The sequence below is a fragment of the Rhizobium sp. GR12 genome, from assembly GCF_036596185.1.
Taxonomy (GTDB): Bacteria; Pseudomonadota; Alphaproteobacteria; order Rhizobiales; family Rhizobiaceae; genus Agrobacterium; species Agrobacterium nepotum.
Genome location: NZ_JASXTH010000007.1, coordinates 170,178 through 188,410, shown reverse-complemented (window position 1 = coordinate 188,410; position 18,233 = coordinate 170,178). Strand labels below are relative to the sequence as shown.

Here is an 18,233-nt window from a genome sequence, read left to right as displayed (position 1 = left end):
ATCCCTCGCTTTTCCCAACCGAATAGCCTCACTAGATCACAGAGACATGGCGGAATGAACATCAAATATTGGCAATATTATTGAAATAGGCTATCAATTTGATTAAATCTATTTATCAGAATGGCTATCAATGGATATTCTCGACGAACGGCTGGTGACCCTTTTGCGGCATAACGGCAGACGCAGCATTTCCGATCTGGCAATCGAGACGGAAACCTCGCGTGCGACGGTGCGGTCGCATATCGAAAAAATGGAAAACGACGGCACCATCATCGGTTACACCGTCATCCTGCGTGCCGATGCGGTGGAAGCGGCGATCCGCGGCATCATGATGATCGAGATTGAAGGCCATGTGACGGACCGGGTCATCCGCACGCTCGGCGGTTTCCCGGAAATATCCGAAATCCATACCACCAACGGCCGCTGGGACCTGATCGTGGAACTCAACGCCGCGACACTCAGCGATTTCGACGCCGTTCTGCGCCGCATCCGCCTTGTGCCCGGCATCACCGGCAGCGAGACCAGCCTGCTCCTGTCCACGCCCCGATCTACCCGCGCCAGACTTTAGCCAGAGCGACCAAGGACAAAAGAACGGCTAAAACGCATTTTTCTGCTTTTTCGACTTGCGCCCAAAGATAAATCATCTATATGACGACCCACCAAAGCGAACGCAGCCATGCGCTCAAGGCCTTTGGGGAATAGTTCAATGGTAGAACGACGGACTCTGACTCCGTTAATCTTGGTTCGAGTCCAGGTTCCCCAGCCAATCTCTTCTCACATTAAATCAAGTGGTTATGCGGAACCGAATGTCGAGATATCCGGCATTTCACATTCTGTCGTGCAATGCTTTCTCTCGGGTGCTTCGTTTGCGCATCACGGCGGCTGGTCCGGGATGATCCACCAGAATAGTTGTACGAGGTCGTTCCAGAGCCTGACGGTGTCATCGATCATCGATGTCACTTCTGAATAGGCGTAAATGGCCAGGAGCGTGAGAGCCGCCAGCAGCAGCCATGGCCAAATCGGTCGTTTTGGCTGTGTGGCATGCTGGTCTTTTTCATCGAGGTTCAATCGCAGTCTCCCGGTTCGTTTCGAGACTATGACAAAAAGCGGTACGACCACAATGACACGCGCTTTTTCCACGAGCGCTACTCCTGGTACGAATATAACGGCTGGGAAATTGTCGGCTACCCCGCAAGCGGTCAGTGGTAAACTGAATTGTTGATGAGTGCAGGCCTGCTCACGAAGTGAGGCCTGCCGTTCTTGCAAGCCGGCCTATTCCCGATAAACAACAGCGCCGCCGGTCAGGCCGGCCCCCGCGGCGGTCAGTAGCAGCGTCTCCCCCTCAGCGAAGCGCCGTTCGGCATTGGCAACGGAAAGCGAAAGCGGAATGGTCGCGGCAGACGAGTTGCCGAAGGTCTCCACCGTGCGCAGCGTCTTTTGCCGGTCGATGCCGAGATTGCCGCAGACCGCGTCGAACATGCGGGCATTGGCCTGATGCGGCACGAAACGGTCGATATTGGCCGCTTTAATTCCGGCCTGTTGCAGTACCCGCTCCGAAGTCTGCGTCATCATGGCCACGGCGCGGGAGAAAACTTCGCGTCCGTCCCGCATCGTCATCAGGGTATCTTCGGCAGGCGTATCAGCGGAAAAAGGCTGACTACTGCCGCCCGCCGCCATCTGGATCAGGTCATAACCGCTGCCATCGGAAACGAGATCGGCCGACAGCAGGCCGCGCTGCGCATTCTGACATGGCGCGAGCACAACGGCACCGGCAGCATCGGCGAACAAAACCGCACTTGCCCTTTCCGCAGGATTGATACGGCGGCTCAGAATATTTGCGGCGACAACCAACACGGCACGGCCCTGGGTGCGGACAAAGCCGTCTGCAAGGGTAAGCGCATAAAGAAAACCGGAGCAGGCCCCGGCGAGATCGATCGCGCCCGATCGCGTCAGGCCCAGCCTGTGAGCCAATAACGGGCCGGAAGGCGGCAGAAGATGGTCCGGTGTCGAGGTTGCCAGCAATGTCAGCGCAATATCGTCGGAGTTGATTTTCGCATCTTCCAGCGCCATGCGGCCGGCTCTTTCCGCCAGACCGCTCAAGGTCTCGCCTTCTTCAGCCCAATAACGTGTGCGGATACCGGTCCGTCGTTCGATCCAGCCAGCCTCCAACCCAAGACGCATCTCTATCTCGGCATTGCCGACGCATCGCGCAGGAACTGCATGCCCGAAACCGGCCATGCGGGAAGAACGTGTCTGCATTGTATTGTCAGGCCTTTCGAGGATGGTTTGGGATCCCGCCCGCGCGCGATTTTGCCGGAGCGGCTTCGGTCACGATCGAGGCCACTTCGTCGATGGCGTCGAAGGCGCGCGCCAAATCTTGCGCCGTCGCACAATAGGGCGGCATCAGATAAAGCACGTTGCCGAGCGGGCGGATGACGAACCCCCGCTCACGGAACAGTTGCCGCATGCGCGGCCCCGCGTCGGCGAGATAACCACCGGAGGGCACCACAAGATCAAGCGCCGCGATGGTTCCCAATTGGCGGATGTTGGCGAAACGTCCGTCACCGTCGAACCGACCCAGGTTCGTATTCAGCGCGTCTTGCAAATGCCCGATGCGCAGCATCACAGGTTCGTCGCGCCAGACCTGCAGATTGGCGACGGCAGCCGCACAGGCGATTGGATTGGCGGTGTAGGAACTCGAATGGAAAAAGGTCTTGCGGCGATCGGTTGAAAAATGCGCATCGAATATCTCGCCGCTGCAAAGCGTAGCCGCCAACGACAGCGAACCGCCGGTAAGCCCCTTGGACGTGCAGAGAATATCCGGTGAAATTCCGGCCTGTTCACAGGCGAACATGGTTCCCGTCCGGCCCCAGCCCGTCATCACCTCATCGGCGATCAGCAGGCAATCGTGGCGCTCGGCGATCTGTTTCAGCCCGGCCAGAACATCTGCGCCGTAAATCTTCATGCCACCGGCGCCGAGTATCAACGGCTCGATCAGCAGGGCAGCGACCCGGCCAGAACGGCAGAAACTCTCGAACATATCGAGCGTCTGCTGCTCGCGGCCATGTTCCGGAAAAGCAAGCCGGTCGACGCCGAAAAGCAGGGGTTCGTAAGCGACATTGAACACACCACGTTCGCCGGTCGACATGGTGCCGATCGTGTCGCCGTGGTAGCCATGCTCCATGACCACGATGCGGTCGCGCTTTTCACCGCGATTGTGAAAATAACCAAGCGCCATCTTCAGCGCCACTTCCACCGAGGTCGAGCCGCTGTCGGAATAAAATACGTGGCTCAGCCCGGCGGGCGCGAGTTCGATCAGCCCTTTGGCCAGCGTCTCGGCCGGTTCGTGGGAAAATTCGGCGAAGATGATCTGGTCGAAGGTCTCGGTCGCGGCGCGGATGGCCGCCATGATTGCCGGGTGCCGGTGGCCGTGGGTGATGACCCACCAGGATGAAACGGCATCGAACAGCCGCTCGCCATTCTCATCCACCAAAAAGGCGCCCTCCGCCGAGACAATGCGTTTCATCGGCGGTTCCAGCCCGTGCTGGGTGAAGGGATGCCAGATGGGCGAACGGTTCATGCCGACACCTCCAGAAAATCAGCGAGATCGAAGTGTTGAGCGAATGCATGGTGGAGCGCCTCGGCGGTCATCTCCGGCAGGTGAGGCAACCGGCCAAGCGAACGAACCCCACCAATACCAGTAATGACGCGCTGATTTTCCTGGTTCTCATCTCCTATGAAAACCACGCCCTGCACTGGAATGGCCCTTAGCCGCAGCGCCTCCAGCGACAGCAGCGTGTGGTTGATGGTGCCGAGCGAAGTTCTGGCGCACAGGATGAGCGGAATCCGCCAGCGGGCGAAGATATCGGCAAACAGCAATGTGTCGGTCAGTGGCACCAGAAGACCGCCCGCGCCTTCGATCACCAGCGGCCCGTCCGTTTCCGGCGGAAGCAGAAACTCAGGCTCGATCGTCACATTTTCAAGGCGGGCCGAAAGGTGCGGTGATACCGGCATTTTCAGGCGATAGGCTTCCGGCAGGATGCGCGCGCGCGGCACGCGGCCCAGCCGCTCCACCGCCTCGCTGTCGGTCTCTTCCTCCAGCCCGGATTGCACGGGCTTCCAGTAATAAGCCTGCAAAGCGTGGGTGAGTGCTGCGGAAAAAACCGTCTTGCCAATGCCCGTATCGGTGCCGGAAACGACGAAGCGCAGGCTCATTTCTCCTCCTCCATAGCGAGGGCGAGCAACCCGATCATGTCGGAGATCTGGCTTTCATCCACATTGAGCGTGAGGGATATGCGCAGGCGCGCCGTGCCTTCCGGCACCGTCGGCGGGCGGATCGCGCGCACGTCGAAACCGCCGTCCCGCATACGCGCGGCAATCCTTAGCGCACGGGCATTGTCGCCGATCATGACAGGCAATATCTGCGAGCCGCTGGGCATCACTCCAAGGCGAGAACGCAATTGTTCGCCGGCGAAGTTTATCAGTTCTTCCAGCCGCGTGCGTCGCCAGGGTTCATCGGCGATCATCCGCAGGGCCTCCCGCACGGCTGCCGCCATCAACGGGGACGGCGCAGTCGAATAGATGAAGCCGCGAGCGCGGTTGGTGAGGTAATCGGCAAGAACCGCAGGCAGGCTTAAAAGCGCGCCGGAGAGGCCGAGCGCCTTGCCGCAGGTGTGCAGTGCAACCACATTGCCCCGGCCTTCCAGTTCCGCAGCAAAGCCACGCCCGCCCTCTCCGAACACCCCAGTAGCATGCGCCTCGTCAACGACGAGGAAGCCGCCGTATCGTCCGGCAAGACCGGCAAGGGCTGCAACCGGCGCCCGGTCTCCATCCATGGAATAGAGGCTCTCCACCGCGATCCACGGGCGACCTTTGCCGCCCGCCTGCCGCCAGCGGTTTATTTCCCGTTCGAATGCCTCGACTTGATTATGTGGCACGGCCACCGCCTTCGCCTTGCCGGCGGCAATGCCGTCATGGACGCTGGCATGGATCAGCGCATCGTGAAGGACGAGGTCGTCCCGCAACGGCAGTACGGAAAAAAGCGCGACATTGGCTGCAAATCCGCTGCCGAAATAGATCGTCTTTTCCGCCCCGAAAAATGCCGCCGCTTCCGCTTCAAGTGCCTCATGTTCCGGATGATTGCCGCGCAGCAGTCGTGAGCCGCCGGCACCGACAGGCACGCCGCTTTCGATTGCGGCGGCAATCGCCGTCTTCAGCCGGGGCGCATCGGCAAGTCCGAGATAGTCGTTGGAGGTGAAGTCGACACCCTGCCGGGGGGCAAGCGCCCGCAGCCTTGACTTGCGATGCAGGCCGGCAAGCTTTACCTTATAAGGGGAGAGCGCCGACGAATTCACCGGGTCTCTCCTGCTTCCACCGTTTGCAGCTCCATTGGCTTCAGGCCCAGCCGCCGGAACAGCGCCGTATCATGATCCTCGCCCGGATTATCCGCTGTCAGCAGCGTCTCGCCGACGAAGATGGAATTCGCCCCGGCCAGAAAACAGAGTGCCTGCGTCTCGTCGCTCATTTCCGTGCGTCCGGCGGAAAGGCGCACATGCGAGCGCGGCATCAGGATACGCGCGAGGGCAATGGTGCGGACGAAATCGATTGGGTCGACCGGATCGGCCTTGGCGAGCTTCGAGCCGGGGATCGGGATCAGCATGTTGATCGGCACACTTTCCGGCGGAACCGGCAGATTGGCGAGCGTTACCAGCATCGAAATCCTGTCATCGACCGTTTCTCCCATGCCGAGAATGCCGCCGGCACAGACTTTCATGCCGGCATCACGAACATTGGCGAGCGTTTCCAGCCGATCCTCGAAGGTGCGGGTGGTGATGACCTGCGAATAAAATCGCTCCGACGTATCGACGTTATGATTGTAATAATCGAGCCCGGCATCGGCCAGCCGTTCGGACTGTTCCGGCGTCAGCATGCCGAGCGTCATGCAGGTCTCCATGCCGAGCGCCTTGACGCCTTCGACCATGGCCACCACCGCCTCCATGTCGCGCTCCTTTGGATTGCGCCATGCCGCTCCCATGCAATAACGCGTCGCGCCGCCTTTCTTCGCCTTGCGCGCTTCGGCCAGCACCCGCTCAACCTCCATCAGCTTGGACGCCTTCAGACCGGTCGGATTACGGGCGGATTGGCTGCAATAACCGCAATCCTCCGGGCAACCGCCGGTCTTGATGGATAAGAGGCGGCTCATCTGGATGGCGTTGGCATCGAAATGGCGACGATGCACCCGCTGGGCGCGAAACAACAGATCGTTAAACGGCAAATTATAGATAATTTTCGCTTCCTCCAGCGATGAATCCGTTTCGACTATAGGAGATTTCGCCGGATTTGACTCTATTTGCGTGACAATCTGATCCATTTGGCAGCCTTCCGGTTAGAATAAATAGATAGAACTTCTTTTTATCTATTTTTTTTAACGCACCTTTTGCAAGAGCTTTTTTCGGAAAATTGCCGGGTGTCGGATCGAAGAGAATATGCGGGACCAGATCGCAGGATTTTGAAGGGCGATTAAGCGGAGGAGAAAAACACCCCGCAGAAAAGATCGGAATCGCCCCCATGGCGCAAAAAGCCGGCAATTGCTAAGGGTGAAACATGATTAAGCTTCGCCCCTCCACCAGCCGCGACACGACCCGCATCCTTGAAATCTGGAGCAAGGCTGTCGACGCCACCCATGATTTTCTGCTTCCGGCGGATCGAACCGCTATCGGGGATGAAGTTGCAGCATTTCTTCCGCAGGCACCTATGACGCTCGCTGTGGAGGGGTCGGATCGGCCCCTTGGTTTCATGTTGCTACATGAAGGGCATATGGAAACGCTTTTCATCGATCCGGACCAGCATGGCAAAGGGATCGGGACGGCCCTCGTGCAGGCGGCGCTCGCCTTACATGCAGCGTTGACCACCGACGTCAACGAACAGAACGCGCAGGCCCTCGGCTTTTATCGCCGGCTCGGCTTCGAGCCGACGGGACGCTCCGACCTTGACGGGCAGGGACGGCCCTATCCGCTCATTCATCTTCGATTTTGCGCAATGAAAAAATGAGCCGCCGGACCGGGTTATCGGGCTCGGTTGATGGTTATGAGCGATATCCATTGACAAATGTCGGGACTGCGGCTCTTCTACAGCGCATGAGTGGGATGTTGCGAACATCGAAATTGATGGCACTGTTGTTTAGACTGGTGATGATATTGTCACTGGCAGGCTACAGCGTTTCCACTGTCAATGCCGCAATGCATGGTCCCAACGCTGCGGAAATGCAGCACACCCAGTCCGCCATGACGATGGATCACGGTTCGATGACGGACCATGGCGGCTCGGCCATGACATCCGGTGATCACCACAACATGGATGCGGCAGAACACGAGAGCGGCGTTAAAAAGCCTGTCAAACAGGAATGCTGCAACGATTTTTGTCTCGGCATGGCGGTGCTGATTTCGCATGACGCCCTTGGTGGACCCGTCGTCAATTCCATCCGTTCCTTCCTCGACGACAGCAAGACCGTGGGCCAGACCCCGCTGCTTCACCGTCCACCGAATATCTGAACAGGCAAAGCCCGCCTCTCGGGCAATGATCGTGCGTGAGCGGCTTTAGCGCCGTCGCGCCGTTGCATCTCCTGTTCGGAAATTACCATGAACCCTATCTACATCGTGGTTGCAGCGCCCCTTTTTCTGGGCGGCTGCACAGCCACATCCTCGATGAACGAGGCCGCCTCGTATGAAGACGCGGCAAACCCGTCGCTCGGCGTCGCCCCTCTGCGCTATCAGACACCGGTCGCAGGTTATACGCACCGCGCCCCGGTGGACCCGAAGCCCTGGCGTAACCAGAACGATGCGCAGGCTCCGAAAGGAGACGCATCATGACGATAAGCGCATTCAAACTCGCGGCCGTCCTTTCCTTCCCGGTCATTCTCGGCGGCTGCGTCACCGCTGCCGACTACACGTCGAAGAACGCTGGCTTCACCACCATCTCGGCCAGAACATCCGAAGCGACCGGAAAGCAGACGGTCTGGATACAGAACCGGGCCGAGGCGCAGGCAACCGCAACCCGCGTCAAATCGCTGATGTCAGCGAAAACCGTCGATGTCGAGACGGCGGTTCAGGTCGCGCTGCTCAACAACAAGGGCCTTCAGGCGGCCTATGCCGATCTGGGAGAATCGGCCGCAACCGCCTGGCAATCGACCATGCTGGTCAATCCGAGAGTCGGTATCGGGCTGACGGGGATCGGTACGCCGGGTCTCAGGGCCTACAAGGCAATCGAGGGCGTGATCGTCACCAATATTCTGGCGTTGGCCACCCTCAGACAGAATGTCGAGATTGCCGATACCGGCTTCCGCAAGGCTCAGCTCGCAGCCGCGCTGAAGACGTTGCAATTGGCGGCGGATACCCGTCGCGCCTGGATCACGGCTGTCGCCGCATGGGAAAATGTCGGCCAGCTGGCTCAGGCGCAGACTGCGGCGGATGCCGCCTCGGAACTTGCCAAGAAGCTTGGAGAGGCGGGTTCGCTGAACAAGGAAGGCCAGGCCCGCGAACAGGTCTTTTATGCCGAGCTGACGGGCCAGATCGCCAAGGCGCGGCTTGAGGCCCGCCTTGCGAAGGAGGAACTGACAAGGCTGATGGGACTGTGGGGAGGGGACATCGAATACAGCATCCCCAACCGCCTGCCGCAGCTTCCGAAGGATCTCGCCAAACGCGACATGATCGAGGCCGAGACGCTGCAAAACCGCGTGGACTTGCAGATGGCGAAGCTCGATCTGGAATCCACGGCCCGGTCGTTCAAGCTCACCGAGGCCACCCGTTATGTCACCGATCTCGAACTCCGCTCCGGTTTCGAGACCGAACGCGAACTTGAAGACGGTGAAAAACACAAACAGACAACGGGCAATGCCGAACTGGAATTCGTCATTCCGATCTTCGATTCCGGTCGGGCGAGAATGCGGGAATCCGAACTCGCCTATATGCGTGCGGCAAACCTGCTGGCGGAAAAGGCGGTCAATGTCCGCTCGGAGGCCCGCTCGGCCTATCAGGCCTATCGCTCGAACTACGACATCGCCCGGCACTATCGCAACAGCGTGGTGCCGCTGCGCACGAAGATCGAGGAGGAGTCGCTGCTCACCTATAACGGCATGCTCACCAACACCTTCGAACTGCTCGTCGACAGCCGGGAAAAGGTCAATTCGAACCTGCTCGCCATCAATGCGAAACGCGACTTCTGGCTCGCGGAAGCCGGCCTTGCCCCTGCCATTTACGGCGGCGGCGCAGGTACGGCAGGGGCAGAAGCCAAAGTTGCCGCCGCTAGCGGCGGCGGTGGCGGACATTGAGAAAGGAAATGACCATGTTCAATAGAAGAAACTTTCTGGGCGTCGGCGCCGCGATGGTCTCTACGGCGGCCTGGGCAAAGACATCGAATAGCAGCCTGCCGGAAGCGGCCATGATGGAAACGGCCGCGACCCAGGCGCCCGTCAAGCCCACCACCGGGCCAGATTACAACCCGGTCGTCACCCTCAACGGCTGGACCCTGCCCTTCCGGATGAATAACGGCGTCAAGGAATTCCATCTTGTCGCCGAGCCGGTGGAGCGCGAAATGGCGGAGGGCATGACCGCCCGCCTCTGGGGCTATAACGGCCAGTCGCCCGGCCCGACGATCGAGGCCGTCGAAGGCGACCGGGTGCGCATTTTCGTGACCAACAAGCTGCCGGAACATACGACGATCCACTGGCACGGCATGATCCTGCCATCCGGCATGGACGGCGTCGGCGGCCTGTCGCAGCCACATATCCCGGTTGGCAAGACCTTCGTTTACGAGTTCGATCTCGTGAAATCGGGCACCTTCATGTACCACCCGCATTCGGACGAAATGGTGCAGATGGCGATGGGCATGATGGGTTTCTTCGTGATCCATCCGAAGGACCCGACATTCATGCCGGTTGATCGGGACTTCGTGTTCCTGATCAACGCCTTTGACATCAGCCCCGGCTCCTACGTGCCGAAAATCATGACGATGACGGATTTCAATCTGTGGTCATGGAACAGCCGGGTGTTTCCGGGCATCGATCCGCTGGTGGTCTCCAAGGACGACCGGGTCCGCGTGCGTGTTGGCAACCTGACCATGACCAACCATCCGATCCACATGCACGGTTATGATTTCGAAGTGACCTGCACCGATGGCGGCTGGGTGCGCCCGGAAGCCCGCTGGCCGGAGGTCAGCATCGACATTCCCGTCGGAGCGATGCGGGCCTACGAATTCGACGCCAAATATGTCGGTGACTGGGCGATCCATTGCCACAAGTCGCACCATACGATGAATGCGATGGGGCACGACGTCCCGACCTTCATCGGCGTCGACAAGAAGACCGTCACTGAAAAAATCCGCAAGGTCCAGCCGGAATATATGCCGATGGGCACCGCCGGCATGGCCGATATGGGCGCGATGGAAATGGAAATCCCGGAGAACACCGTTCCCATGATGACCGGATGGGGGCCGCACGGTCCCATCGAAATGGGCGGCATGTTCTCCGTGGTGAAGGTTCGCGAGGGCATCTCCGCGGGCGATTACACCGATCCCGGTTGGTACGAAAATCCTCAGGGAACCCAGGCCTGGGAATGGACCGGCGACGTGCCGGATACCGAAAAGACCAATGACCCAAAAACACAGATCACGCCAAAACCGATGAAACACGGCTGATTGTGCAGACCATAACCCCACAGAACCAAGGAAACCACGCAATGACCAGACTGAAACTTGCGCTGCTTCTCACCGCTCTCGCCACGCCCGCCTTCGCATCGGGCACCCATGGCGGCGGCCATGATGCGATGGCCATCGGCGAACCCGGCGACAAATCCAAGGTTACCCAGACAATTCAGGTGACCATGAAGGAAACGCCTGATGGCAAGATGCTGTTCACGCCCGCCAAGTTCGAATTCAAGAAGGGCAAGACCGTACGCTTTGCAGTGAAGAATGTCGGCGAACTGGACCATGAATTCATTCTCGACGAACAGAGCGCCAATCTGGAGCACAAGGCCGCGATGGAAAAGGCCCCGGAGATGGAACATGACAATCCGAATGCGATCAGCCTTGCCCCCGGCGAAAGCGGGGAAATCATCTGGAAATTCACCAATGACGGCATGTTCGAATTCGCATGCCTGAAACCCGGGCATTACGAGGCCGGCATGCGTGGCGATCTCAAAGTCTCGGCAAAATAACCCATCAAAAAGGAATCTGACCATGAAGACGATCGTTAAAATCTCCGTTGCAGCAGCGCTCCTGCTTGCCGCTCCCTTCGGCGCATTCGCACAGGAATTCACCAAGGGCACGGTGAAGAAGGTCGACGCCACGGCCAAGAAAGTCACCATCATCCATGAGGAACTGAAGAACCTCGATATGCCGGCCATGACGATGGTGTTCCGCGTCAAGGACGACGCGCTGCTCGCCAAGCTCAGGGAAGGCGCGAACATCGAGTTCGTCGCCGAACGTGCGGACGGCAAGCTGGTCGTCGCCCAGGTGAAGTAAGGCATATCAACCCGCGCACGCCCGTGACTGACCGGACAGGCACGGGCGTGCGCGATTAAACGTGTGGCGATCGAACCCGCACAATTTGTTGCCCTCGGACAATTCTGGACCGGGTCGGGAATAAGGTGATCGCAAAGCGTTCCCATACCAAATTATTTTCTACAAAATAGATAGAAAAAGAACGACCTGTCTTTCTTGAAACACTTCTCATGCCTAGTTTAGCTGTCACCATCGGTCGCGCTTGAGGAGGATCGATGGTGAGTGAAATCCTGCATCGACCCGGCAATCCGCGCGGCTGCGTTGGATACCGGAGCAATATCGGTCCGGCTGAATTGGAGAAAAGGTGACACGATACGTTATCATTGGCGCAGGCGCGGTCGGCGCGAGCCTTGCCGCACAGTTCGAGCTTTCCGGCATCGAATACGCCTTGATCGGACGCGGCGCGCAAATCGCTTCCATCATCAAACATGGCTTGAGCTATCAGCGCCCCTCGGGCACGCGGCAGATAAGGCTGAACGCCTTCGATGTATCCGATCCGCCGGAACTGACGCTCGATGATATCCTGCTACTGACCGTCAAGACCCAGGATGCGGCAGCCACGCTGGCAGACTGGTCATGGCGTCAGGTATCGGGCGCAGAGGGCGCGACGGCAGCCCGATTACCGCTGGTTACCTTTCAGAACGGTCTGGCGACGGAAGCGCTGGCGCTCAGGACCTTCGCCAATGTCTATGCTGCCAGCATTCTGACCCCTGCACGGTTTACGCAAACGGGCGCGGTTGCGGCCGCTGGCAATCCGCAGGTCGGCGTGATCACCATAGGACGTTTCCCGGCCGGCTCCGACGCTACGGCAATTGAGATCGCCGCAGACCTTGCCCGCGCCGACTATCTTGCGGAAACCAGCAACGATATCCGCCGCTGGAAATCGGCAAAACTGCTTCACAACGTCCGCAATGCGCTGGATCTGTTCGACGGAGAGGACGACCAGAGGGCATCGATCGGCGAAGCGCTGGTCCATGAAGCCCGTCAGGCCCTTGAGGCAGCCGGATACAATCTCGCCTCCCCTTCCGAGCGTACCATCGACATTTCAGGCTGGAATATTGCTCAAAACAGCGGCATCGAGCCCGGCCAGCAATCGACCTGGCAAAGCTTTGCCCGAGGCGCTTCCAGCGAGGTCGATTTTCTCAACGGGGAAATCGTGCTGCTCGGGCGTCTGCACAATATCGCGACACCATATAACGAGGCTATCCAGTCTCTTGCCGGCAGGCTTGCACAGCGGGGCGGTTTCGCGAAGGCGGCACCGCTCGACGCGATCCGGTCTCTCGCCGGACAATTCCAGGATCGCGACAAGACCGGTCTTGCCGCCGCACAATGATGCGCACGGCCTGTTCCTCACATGAAACCCACAAGACTGAAGCGATAAAATGCGAGAAGCCATTCCAGATCAGATTATCACCGCCGCCGGTGCGCTATTTTACAACGAAGGTATCCGGGCAGTCGGGATCGACCGCATCATCGAAGAAGCAAAGGTCGCAAAAGCTACTCTCTATCGACATTTTCCGTCCAAGGATCACCTCGTTGCAGCCTATCTCCAGGATCGCCACGACCGCGTCATTCGCTCGCTGCGGGATGTTCTGGCCGCGACGATTGATCCGAGGGACCAGATCCGGGTGATTTTCGAGCGGCTTTACGAGAAAGCGGACAGCCCCGAATTCAGAGGCTGCGCCTTTGCACTCGCGGTCGCCGAACATGGTGATTCCGAACGGGTCGTCACCGTGGCGAGAGCCCATAAACGGATGGTGCGGGACATCTTCGAGGCTGTCATGTTGAAGGCCGGGGTCCGGCTGGATCAGGCCGCCTCCCATCTTTCGCTTCTTTATGAGGGCGCGCTTGCCACGGTTGCGGTCGGGCGCGATCCCCATGCCGTTCTCATCGCCCGGGATTGCGCGCTCTCTGTGTTCGATCTCGCAACCGGCCAGACATCCTCAGGAGACAAGGCATGACAAAGACCATCGACTATTTCTTCGGCATCGGCTCCCCCTGGTCCTTCCTCGGGCTGGAGCCTTTCGCCGCCCTTGCCGGTGAACAGAACGCCACGATCCGGCCCTATCTCATCCCGCTGATCGAGGATAATGGCGCGATCTATTCGCGCAACCGCCCGGAGGCGAGGCGCGCCTACTGGACCAAGGATTTGAAGCGCTGGGCTGCCCTGCGCGGCAAATCGCTGAACTTTGATAACCGTGCCGCCCTTTCCGATCCCACGCCGGCCGGTTTCATGATCATTGCCGCCATCGATGCGGGCAAGGACTGGCTGAAGCTGACCAAGGCGCTCCAGGAGGCCTTCTGGGAAGGCGGCGAAGACATCGGCAATGCCAAAATCCGCCGCGCAATCGCTGACGGGGCCGGTTTCGATGGCACGGCGCTGGACGAACGTGGTGGAAGCGACGACGTCGCCGCCATCTGGAAAGCCAATTACGAGGCAGCGAAGACGGCAGGCGTGTTCGGGCTTCCAACATTCCGTTACGAAGGCGAGCTTTATTGGGGGCAGGACAGCTTGCCCTTCCTGGAACGCCATCTCAAGGGCGAAAAACTGGTCGCCTGATCCCTGCCGGAACCGGGCGCTCCTTGCCATCAGGCTGCGCCCAGTTTTCGACTGTCTCCAGACTGTTTTGCGGAGTTTCTCATGTTTCTTCCTCTCAACCGGCGTCGCACAGATAGATCCGGAGCCGGGCGATGAGCGCGCTGTCTTCCGTTCTCTCCGACGCATTGCGTAGCCGTTTTGGCGAGCGTTTTTCCACCGCGCAGGCATTGCGGGAACAGCACGGCCGTGGCGAATCCCACCATACGCCTGCTATCCCCGACGCCGTCGTTTTTGCCGAAAGCACTGACGATGTGGCGGAAACCGTGCGGCTTTGCGCGGCTGAAGGTGTTCCCGTCATCGCCTTCGGCACCGGCACCTCGCTCGAAGGCCATCTGACGGCGGTGCGTGGCGGTGTCTCCGTCGATCTGTCGCGCATGTCGAAAATCGTCCGCATCAGCGCCGAGGATCTCGATTGCACAGTGGAGGCGGGCGTCACACGCGAGCAACTGAATACGCACCTGCGCGACATGGGTCTGTTCTTTCCGATCGATCCGGGTGCCAACGCCTCGATCGGCGGCATGGCCGCAACGCGCGCTTCCGGCACCAATGCCGTGCGCTACGGTACCATGCGTGAAAACGTCCTGTCGCTGACGGTCGTTTTGCCGACTGGTCAGGTGATCCGCACCGGTGGACGAGCACGCAAGTCATCGGCAGGTTACGATCTGACGCGACTGTTCGTCGGCTCGGAAGGAACGCTTGGCATCATCACGGAAGTGACGTTGCGACTTTACGGGATTCCGGAAACCATCTCGGCAGCACTCTGCTCCTTTGAAAACGTCGAACAGGCGGTTGCTGCAGCCATCACGGTGGTGCAGCTCGGCATTCCCATCGCCAGAATGGAGTTGATGGACCGTGGCCTGATCCAAGCCGTCAACGCCTATTCCAATCTTTCCCTCAAAGTCGAAGACACGCTCGCCTTCGAATTCCACGGTTCGCCGGCCGGCGTGCAGGAGCAGGTCGAAATGGTCGCCGCCATAGTGGAAGACAATGGCGGCCGGGATTTCGAATGGGCGAATGCGCCGGAAGACCGTAACCGCCTGTGGAAGGCGCGTCACAACGCGTTTTATGCCGTGGTTTTCCAGCGCCCGAACGCTAAAGGCTGGTCCTCCGATGTATGTGTGCCGGTCTCCGAGTTGAGCGGCTGCATCGTCAGGACCCGTGAATTGCTGCGCGACTGCAGCGTGCCCGCCGCCATTCTCGGCCATGTGGGCGATGGCAACTATCATGTGGTCTTCGCTGTCGATCCTTCGAACCAGACGGAACTCGATGAGGTGGCCGCGATCAACAAGAAGATGGTGCAGCACGCCATCTCGGTCGGCGGCACCTCCACCGGCGAGCATGGGGTCGGCACCGGCAAAATCGCTTATCTGCGACAGGAACACGGCGATGCCGTGGACCTCATGGCCGTCATTAAAAACGCCATCGATCCGGCCGGTATCATGAATCCGGGCAAAATCCTGCCGAGCCAGGACTTGCCCGGCCGCCGAGAAACACTCTGACCACACGGGATTTCGCAGATGGATGACTACAGGACCCACAGCTCCCACTGGGGTGCGTTTTCCGGCCGTTACAACAACGGTAAGCTCGATATCCGTCCGCATCCCGGCGATCCGCACCCTTCGCCCCTGCTCGGCAATCTGCCGGCGATCGCCGATAGCGCCGCCCGCATCCGCCGTCCGGCGATCCGGCGCGGCTGGCTGGAGGGAAGGCCCGGCAACGCGCAAATGCGGGGGGCGGATGAGTATGTGGAAGTCAGCTGGCCGCAGGCGGCGGATATCGTCGCGAAGGAGCTTCAGCGCGTTTATGCAAATCACGGCCCCCGGGCCGTATTCGGCGGGTCCTATGGCTGGTCGAGCGCCGGCCGTTTTCATCACGCGCAGAGCCAGGTTCACCGTTTTCTGAACGTGCTTGGCGGCTATGTGCGCTCCGTCAATACCTATAGTTCCGGCGCGGCGATGGTCATCATTCCGCACGTGCTCGGACCTTATGATCACTTCGACCGCAAGAGCGTCACCTGGGATGCGATCGAGCGCAGCAGCGAATTGATCGTCGCCTTCGGCGGCATGGCGATCAAGAACACGGACGTGCATGGCGGCGGCAACAGCGTGCATATCGTACCGCGGAAGCTGAATGGCGCGCGTGCACGCGGCGCGCGCTTCGTGTTAATCAGCCCGCTGAAAAACGACTTACCGAAGGAGCTGAATGCGGAATGGCTGCCGATCACACCCGGCACCGATGTTGCGCTGATGCTCGGCCTTGCGCATGTTCTCGTCACCGAGGGCCTGCATGATCGCGGGTTTCTCGACCGCTATACCGTTGGCTACCAGCGTTTCGAGGACTACCTGCTGGGCCGGACCGATGGCGTCGAGAAAAGCCCGGAATGGGCGTCCGGCATTTGCGGCATTGATACGGACGCGATCAAAAAACTCTCCCGCGCCATGGCGAGCGCAAGAACATTGATCACCGTCAGCCATTCGCTTCAGCGCGCCGATTATGGTGAGCAACCGGTTTGGCTGGGCATTGTGCTGGCCGCGATGCTCGGACAGATGGGCCTGGACGGTGGCGGATATTCCTATTCTCTCGGCGCTCTTGGCAATGTCGGCAAGCACCTGCTTGCCGTTCCCCTGCCGACACTTGGCCAGTTCAAAAATCCGGTCGCGGATTTCATTCCGGTCGCGCGCATCGCCGACATGCTGCTCAATCCGGGCGAGGAATATCACTACAACGGCCAGAGGATGCGCTATCCCGATATCCGGCTGGTTTACTGGGCGGGCGGCAACCCGTTTCACCACCATCAGGATATCAACAGGCTGCGGGCTGCCTTCAGAAGGCCGGAAACCATTATCGTCCATGAGACCGCCTGGACATCTTCGGCGCGGCATGCCGATATCGTGCTGCCGGCGACAACGACACTCGAGCGCGACGATATTGGCGCTGCTGACCGCGATCCCCTGATGATCGCGATGAAAAAGCTGATCGATCCGGTTGGCGAAGCGCGCGACGACTATGAAATCTTCTCCGAGATCACACGCAGCCTCGGCAAAGTCGAAGCCTTCACCGAAGGCCGCAGCAGCCGGGAATGGCTTGCCTTCCTTTATGAAACGACGCGTGGGCCGCTGGCAGCGGGCGGATATGAGGCTCCCGATTTCGAGACATTCTGGGAGCGTGGAGAAATAAGTCTGCCGCTCAAGCCGGATGATGGCGGGCCTGCGCGGGCCTTCCGGGACGACCCCTCGGCCTTCCCGCTGAAGACCCCATCCGGAAAAATCGAAATCTTCTCGCAGACGATCGAGGGTTTCGGCTATGACGATTGCGGTGGCCATCCGCAATGGTATCCCGGCAGGTCGAAATCGGAAGACGAAGCCCTCCATCCGCTGCATCTGGTGTGCAACCAGCCGCATCAGCGGCTGCACAGCCAGCTCGATTACGGCGCTTTCAGCCGCTCCACCAAAATCAGGAGCCGGGAACCGGTGCGCATCAACCCCGAAGACGCCGCCCGGCGTGGCATTGCCGATGGCGATATCGTCCGACTGTTCAACAGTCGCGGCAGCTGCCTTGCCGCAGCCGTTCTGAGCACGGATGTGCGCCACGGCGTGATGCAGCTGGCAACCGGCGCGTGGTTCGAACCGCATGACCCGCAAGCGGAACATGCCATGTGCATTCACGGCAATCCCAACATTTTGACGCGCGATATCGGCACCTCGAAACTGGCGCAGGGTTCGACCGGGCAGATCACCAGAGTCGAGGTCGAACGTTTTGCCGGGGAAGCACCGCCGGTGCGGATTTTCGAAAAGATGACATTTGCAAAAGAGACAACGGGGCGGTGATCGTCTCGCTGGGCCTACCTACGGCCACCGCGTTCCGACACCGGCCGAAAAGGCCCATCGCCGGGCGAAACGAGCGTCGGAAAAGCTGATCCTACCACCTTCGGAAACTGCGGCAAAATAATCCATTAATTCGATAGAAAAAGAACAACTGGTCTTTCTCCTTCCGGCTACCCTGCTACGCTATGCATCAAGATCCGAATTTCAAAAACAAAGGGACCGCGTCATGACCGCACGATGTATCAGCAAGCACGGCC

At 59.6% G+C, this 18,233-nt stretch carries 19 protein-coding genes and 1 tRNA gene; 14 read left to right on the top strand and 6 right to left on the bottom strand.

Features of this window, described 5'->3' with window-relative positions:
• Positions 1-130 precede the first annotated feature (130 nt).
• A complete protein-coding gene (locus QSK43_RS14185) occupies positions 131-568 on the top strand; it encodes an Lrp/AsnC family transcriptional regulator (protein WP_045016426.1) in 438 nt (145 codons plus the stop codon).
• A 124-nt stretch (positions 569-692) separates the two neighbouring features.
• Positions 693-766, top strand: a tRNA-Gln gene (locus QSK43_RS14180).
• A gap of 107 nt (positions 767-873) precedes the next feature.
• Here the strand turns inward: QSK43_RS14180 and QSK43_RS14175 are convergent.
• From QSK43_RS14175 to bioB, 6 genes are all read right to left on the bottom strand, one after another.
• Positions 874-1,068 carry a hypothetical protein gene (locus tag QSK43_RS14175; RefSeq protein WP_045016424.1) on the bottom strand — a complete coding sequence of 65 codons (195 nt, stop codon included), beginning with the start codon at positions 1,066-1,068 and terminating at the stop codon, positions 874-876.
• Positions 1,069-1,272: 204 nt separating this feature from the next.
• Positions 1,273-2,259 carry a beta-ketoacyl-ACP synthase III gene (locus QSK43_RS14170; protein ID WP_332303961.1) on the bottom strand — a complete coding sequence of 329 codons (987 nt, stop codon included), beginning with the start codon at positions 2,257-2,259 and terminating at the stop codon, positions 1,273-1,275.
• A 7-nt stretch (positions 2,260-2,266) separates the two neighbouring features.
• The gene (locus QSK43_RS14165) at positions 2,267-3,580 is read right to left on the bottom strand and encodes an adenosylmethionine--8-amino-7-oxononanoate transaminase (RefSeq protein ID WP_332303960.1); all 1,314 of its coding nucleotides are present in this window, start codon (positions 3,578-3,580) and stop codon (positions 2,267-2,269) included.
• Positions 3,577-4,215 carry a dethiobiotin synthase gene (gene bioD, locus QSK43_RS14160; RefSeq protein WP_332303959.1) on the bottom strand — a complete coding sequence of 213 codons (639 nt, stop codon included), beginning with the start codon at positions 4,213-4,215 and terminating at the stop codon, positions 3,577-3,579. The genes QSK43_RS14165 and bioD overlap by 4 nt, the downstream gene beginning before the upstream one ends.
• Complete coding sequence (locus QSK43_RS14155; RefSeq protein ID WP_332303958.1) at positions 4,212-5,354, bottom strand: 8-amino-7-oxononanoate synthase; 1,143 nt, start codon at positions 5,352-5,354, stop codon at positions 4,212-4,214. The genes bioD and QSK43_RS14155 overlap by 4 nt, the downstream gene beginning before the upstream one ends.
• Positions 5,351-6,370 (bottom strand): biotin synthase BioB, encoded by a 1,020-nt coding sequence (gene bioB, locus QSK43_RS14150; protein WP_332303957.1) that lies wholly within the window; start codon positions 6,368-6,370, stop codon positions 5,351-5,353. The genes QSK43_RS14155 and bioB overlap by 4 nt, the downstream gene beginning before the upstream one ends.
• A gap of 233 nt (positions 6,371-6,603) precedes the next feature.
• On the opposite strand from bioB, the gene QSK43_RS14145 reads away from it, so the two are divergent.
• From QSK43_RS14145 to QSK43_RS14090, 12 genes are all read left to right on the top strand, one after another.
• Positions 6,604-7,050, top strand: a complete 447-nt coding sequence (locus tag QSK43_RS14145) for an acetyltransferase (protein ID WP_332303956.1) — start codon at positions 6,604-6,606, stop codon at positions 7,048-7,050.
• An 86-nt stretch (positions 7,051-7,136) separates the two neighbouring features.
• Positions 7,137-7,550 carry a hypothetical protein gene (locus tag QSK43_RS14140; RefSeq protein WP_332303955.1) on the top strand — a complete coding sequence of 138 codons (414 nt, stop codon included), beginning with the start codon at positions 7,137-7,139 and terminating at the stop codon, positions 7,548-7,550.
• An 87-nt stretch (positions 7,551-7,637) separates the two neighbouring features.
• Complete coding sequence (locus tag QSK43_RS14135; protein ID WP_332303954.1) at positions 7,638-7,868, top strand: hypothetical protein; 231 nt, start codon at positions 7,638-7,640, stop codon at positions 7,866-7,868.
• A complete protein-coding gene (locus QSK43_RS14130) occupies positions 7,865-9,325 on the top strand; it encodes a TolC family protein (RefSeq protein ID WP_332303953.1) in 1,461 nt (486 codons plus the stop codon). Before QSK43_RS14135 ends, QSK43_RS14130 begins: the two co-directional genes overlap by 4 nt.
• A 14-nt stretch (positions 9,326-9,339) precedes the next feature.
• Positions 9,340-10,689, top strand: a complete 1,350-nt coding sequence (locus QSK43_RS14125; RefSeq protein WP_332303952.1) for a multicopper oxidase family protein — start codon at positions 9,340-9,342, stop codon at positions 10,687-10,689.
• A gap of 41 nt (positions 10,690-10,730) precedes the next feature.
• Positions 10,731-11,207, top strand: a complete 477-nt coding sequence (locus tag QSK43_RS14120) for a cupredoxin domain-containing protein (RefSeq protein WP_332303951.1) — start codon at positions 10,731-10,733, stop codon at positions 11,205-11,207.
• 22 nt (positions 11,208-11,229) lie between these two features.
• Positions 11,230-11,514, top strand: a complete 285-nt coding sequence (locus QSK43_RS14115) for a copper-binding protein (protein ID WP_332303950.1) — start codon at positions 11,230-11,232, stop codon at positions 11,512-11,514.
• 343 nt (positions 11,515-11,857) lie between these two features.
• A complete protein-coding gene (locus QSK43_RS14110; RefSeq protein WP_332303949.1) occupies positions 11,858-12,886 on the top strand; it encodes a ketopantoate reductase family protein in 1,029 nt (342 codons plus the stop codon).
• 49 nt (positions 12,887-12,935) lie between these two features.
• A complete protein-coding gene (locus tag QSK43_RS14105; protein ID WP_332303948.1) occupies positions 12,936-13,514 on the top strand; it encodes a TetR/AcrR family transcriptional regulator in 579 nt (192 codons plus the stop codon).
• Entirely contained in the window at positions 13,511-14,113 is a 603-nt protein-coding gene (locus QSK43_RS14100; RefSeq protein WP_332303947.1) for a 2-hydroxychromene-2-carboxylate isomerase, read from the top strand. Before QSK43_RS14105 ends, QSK43_RS14100 begins: the two co-directional genes overlap by 4 nt.
• A gap of 131 nt (positions 14,114-14,244) precedes the next feature.
• Positions 14,245-15,651, top strand: coding sequence for an FAD-binding oxidoreductase (locus QSK43_RS14095; protein WP_332303946.1), 1,407 nt, complete (start codon positions 14,245-14,247; stop codon positions 15,649-15,651).
• An 18-nt stretch (positions 15,652-15,669) separates the two neighbouring features.
• Positions 15,670-17,979 (top strand): molybdopterin-dependent oxidoreductase, encoded by a 2,310-nt coding sequence (locus QSK43_RS14090; RefSeq protein WP_332303945.1) that lies wholly within the window; start codon positions 15,670-15,672, stop codon positions 17,977-17,979.
• Positions 17,980-18,233 lie beyond the last annotated feature (254 nt).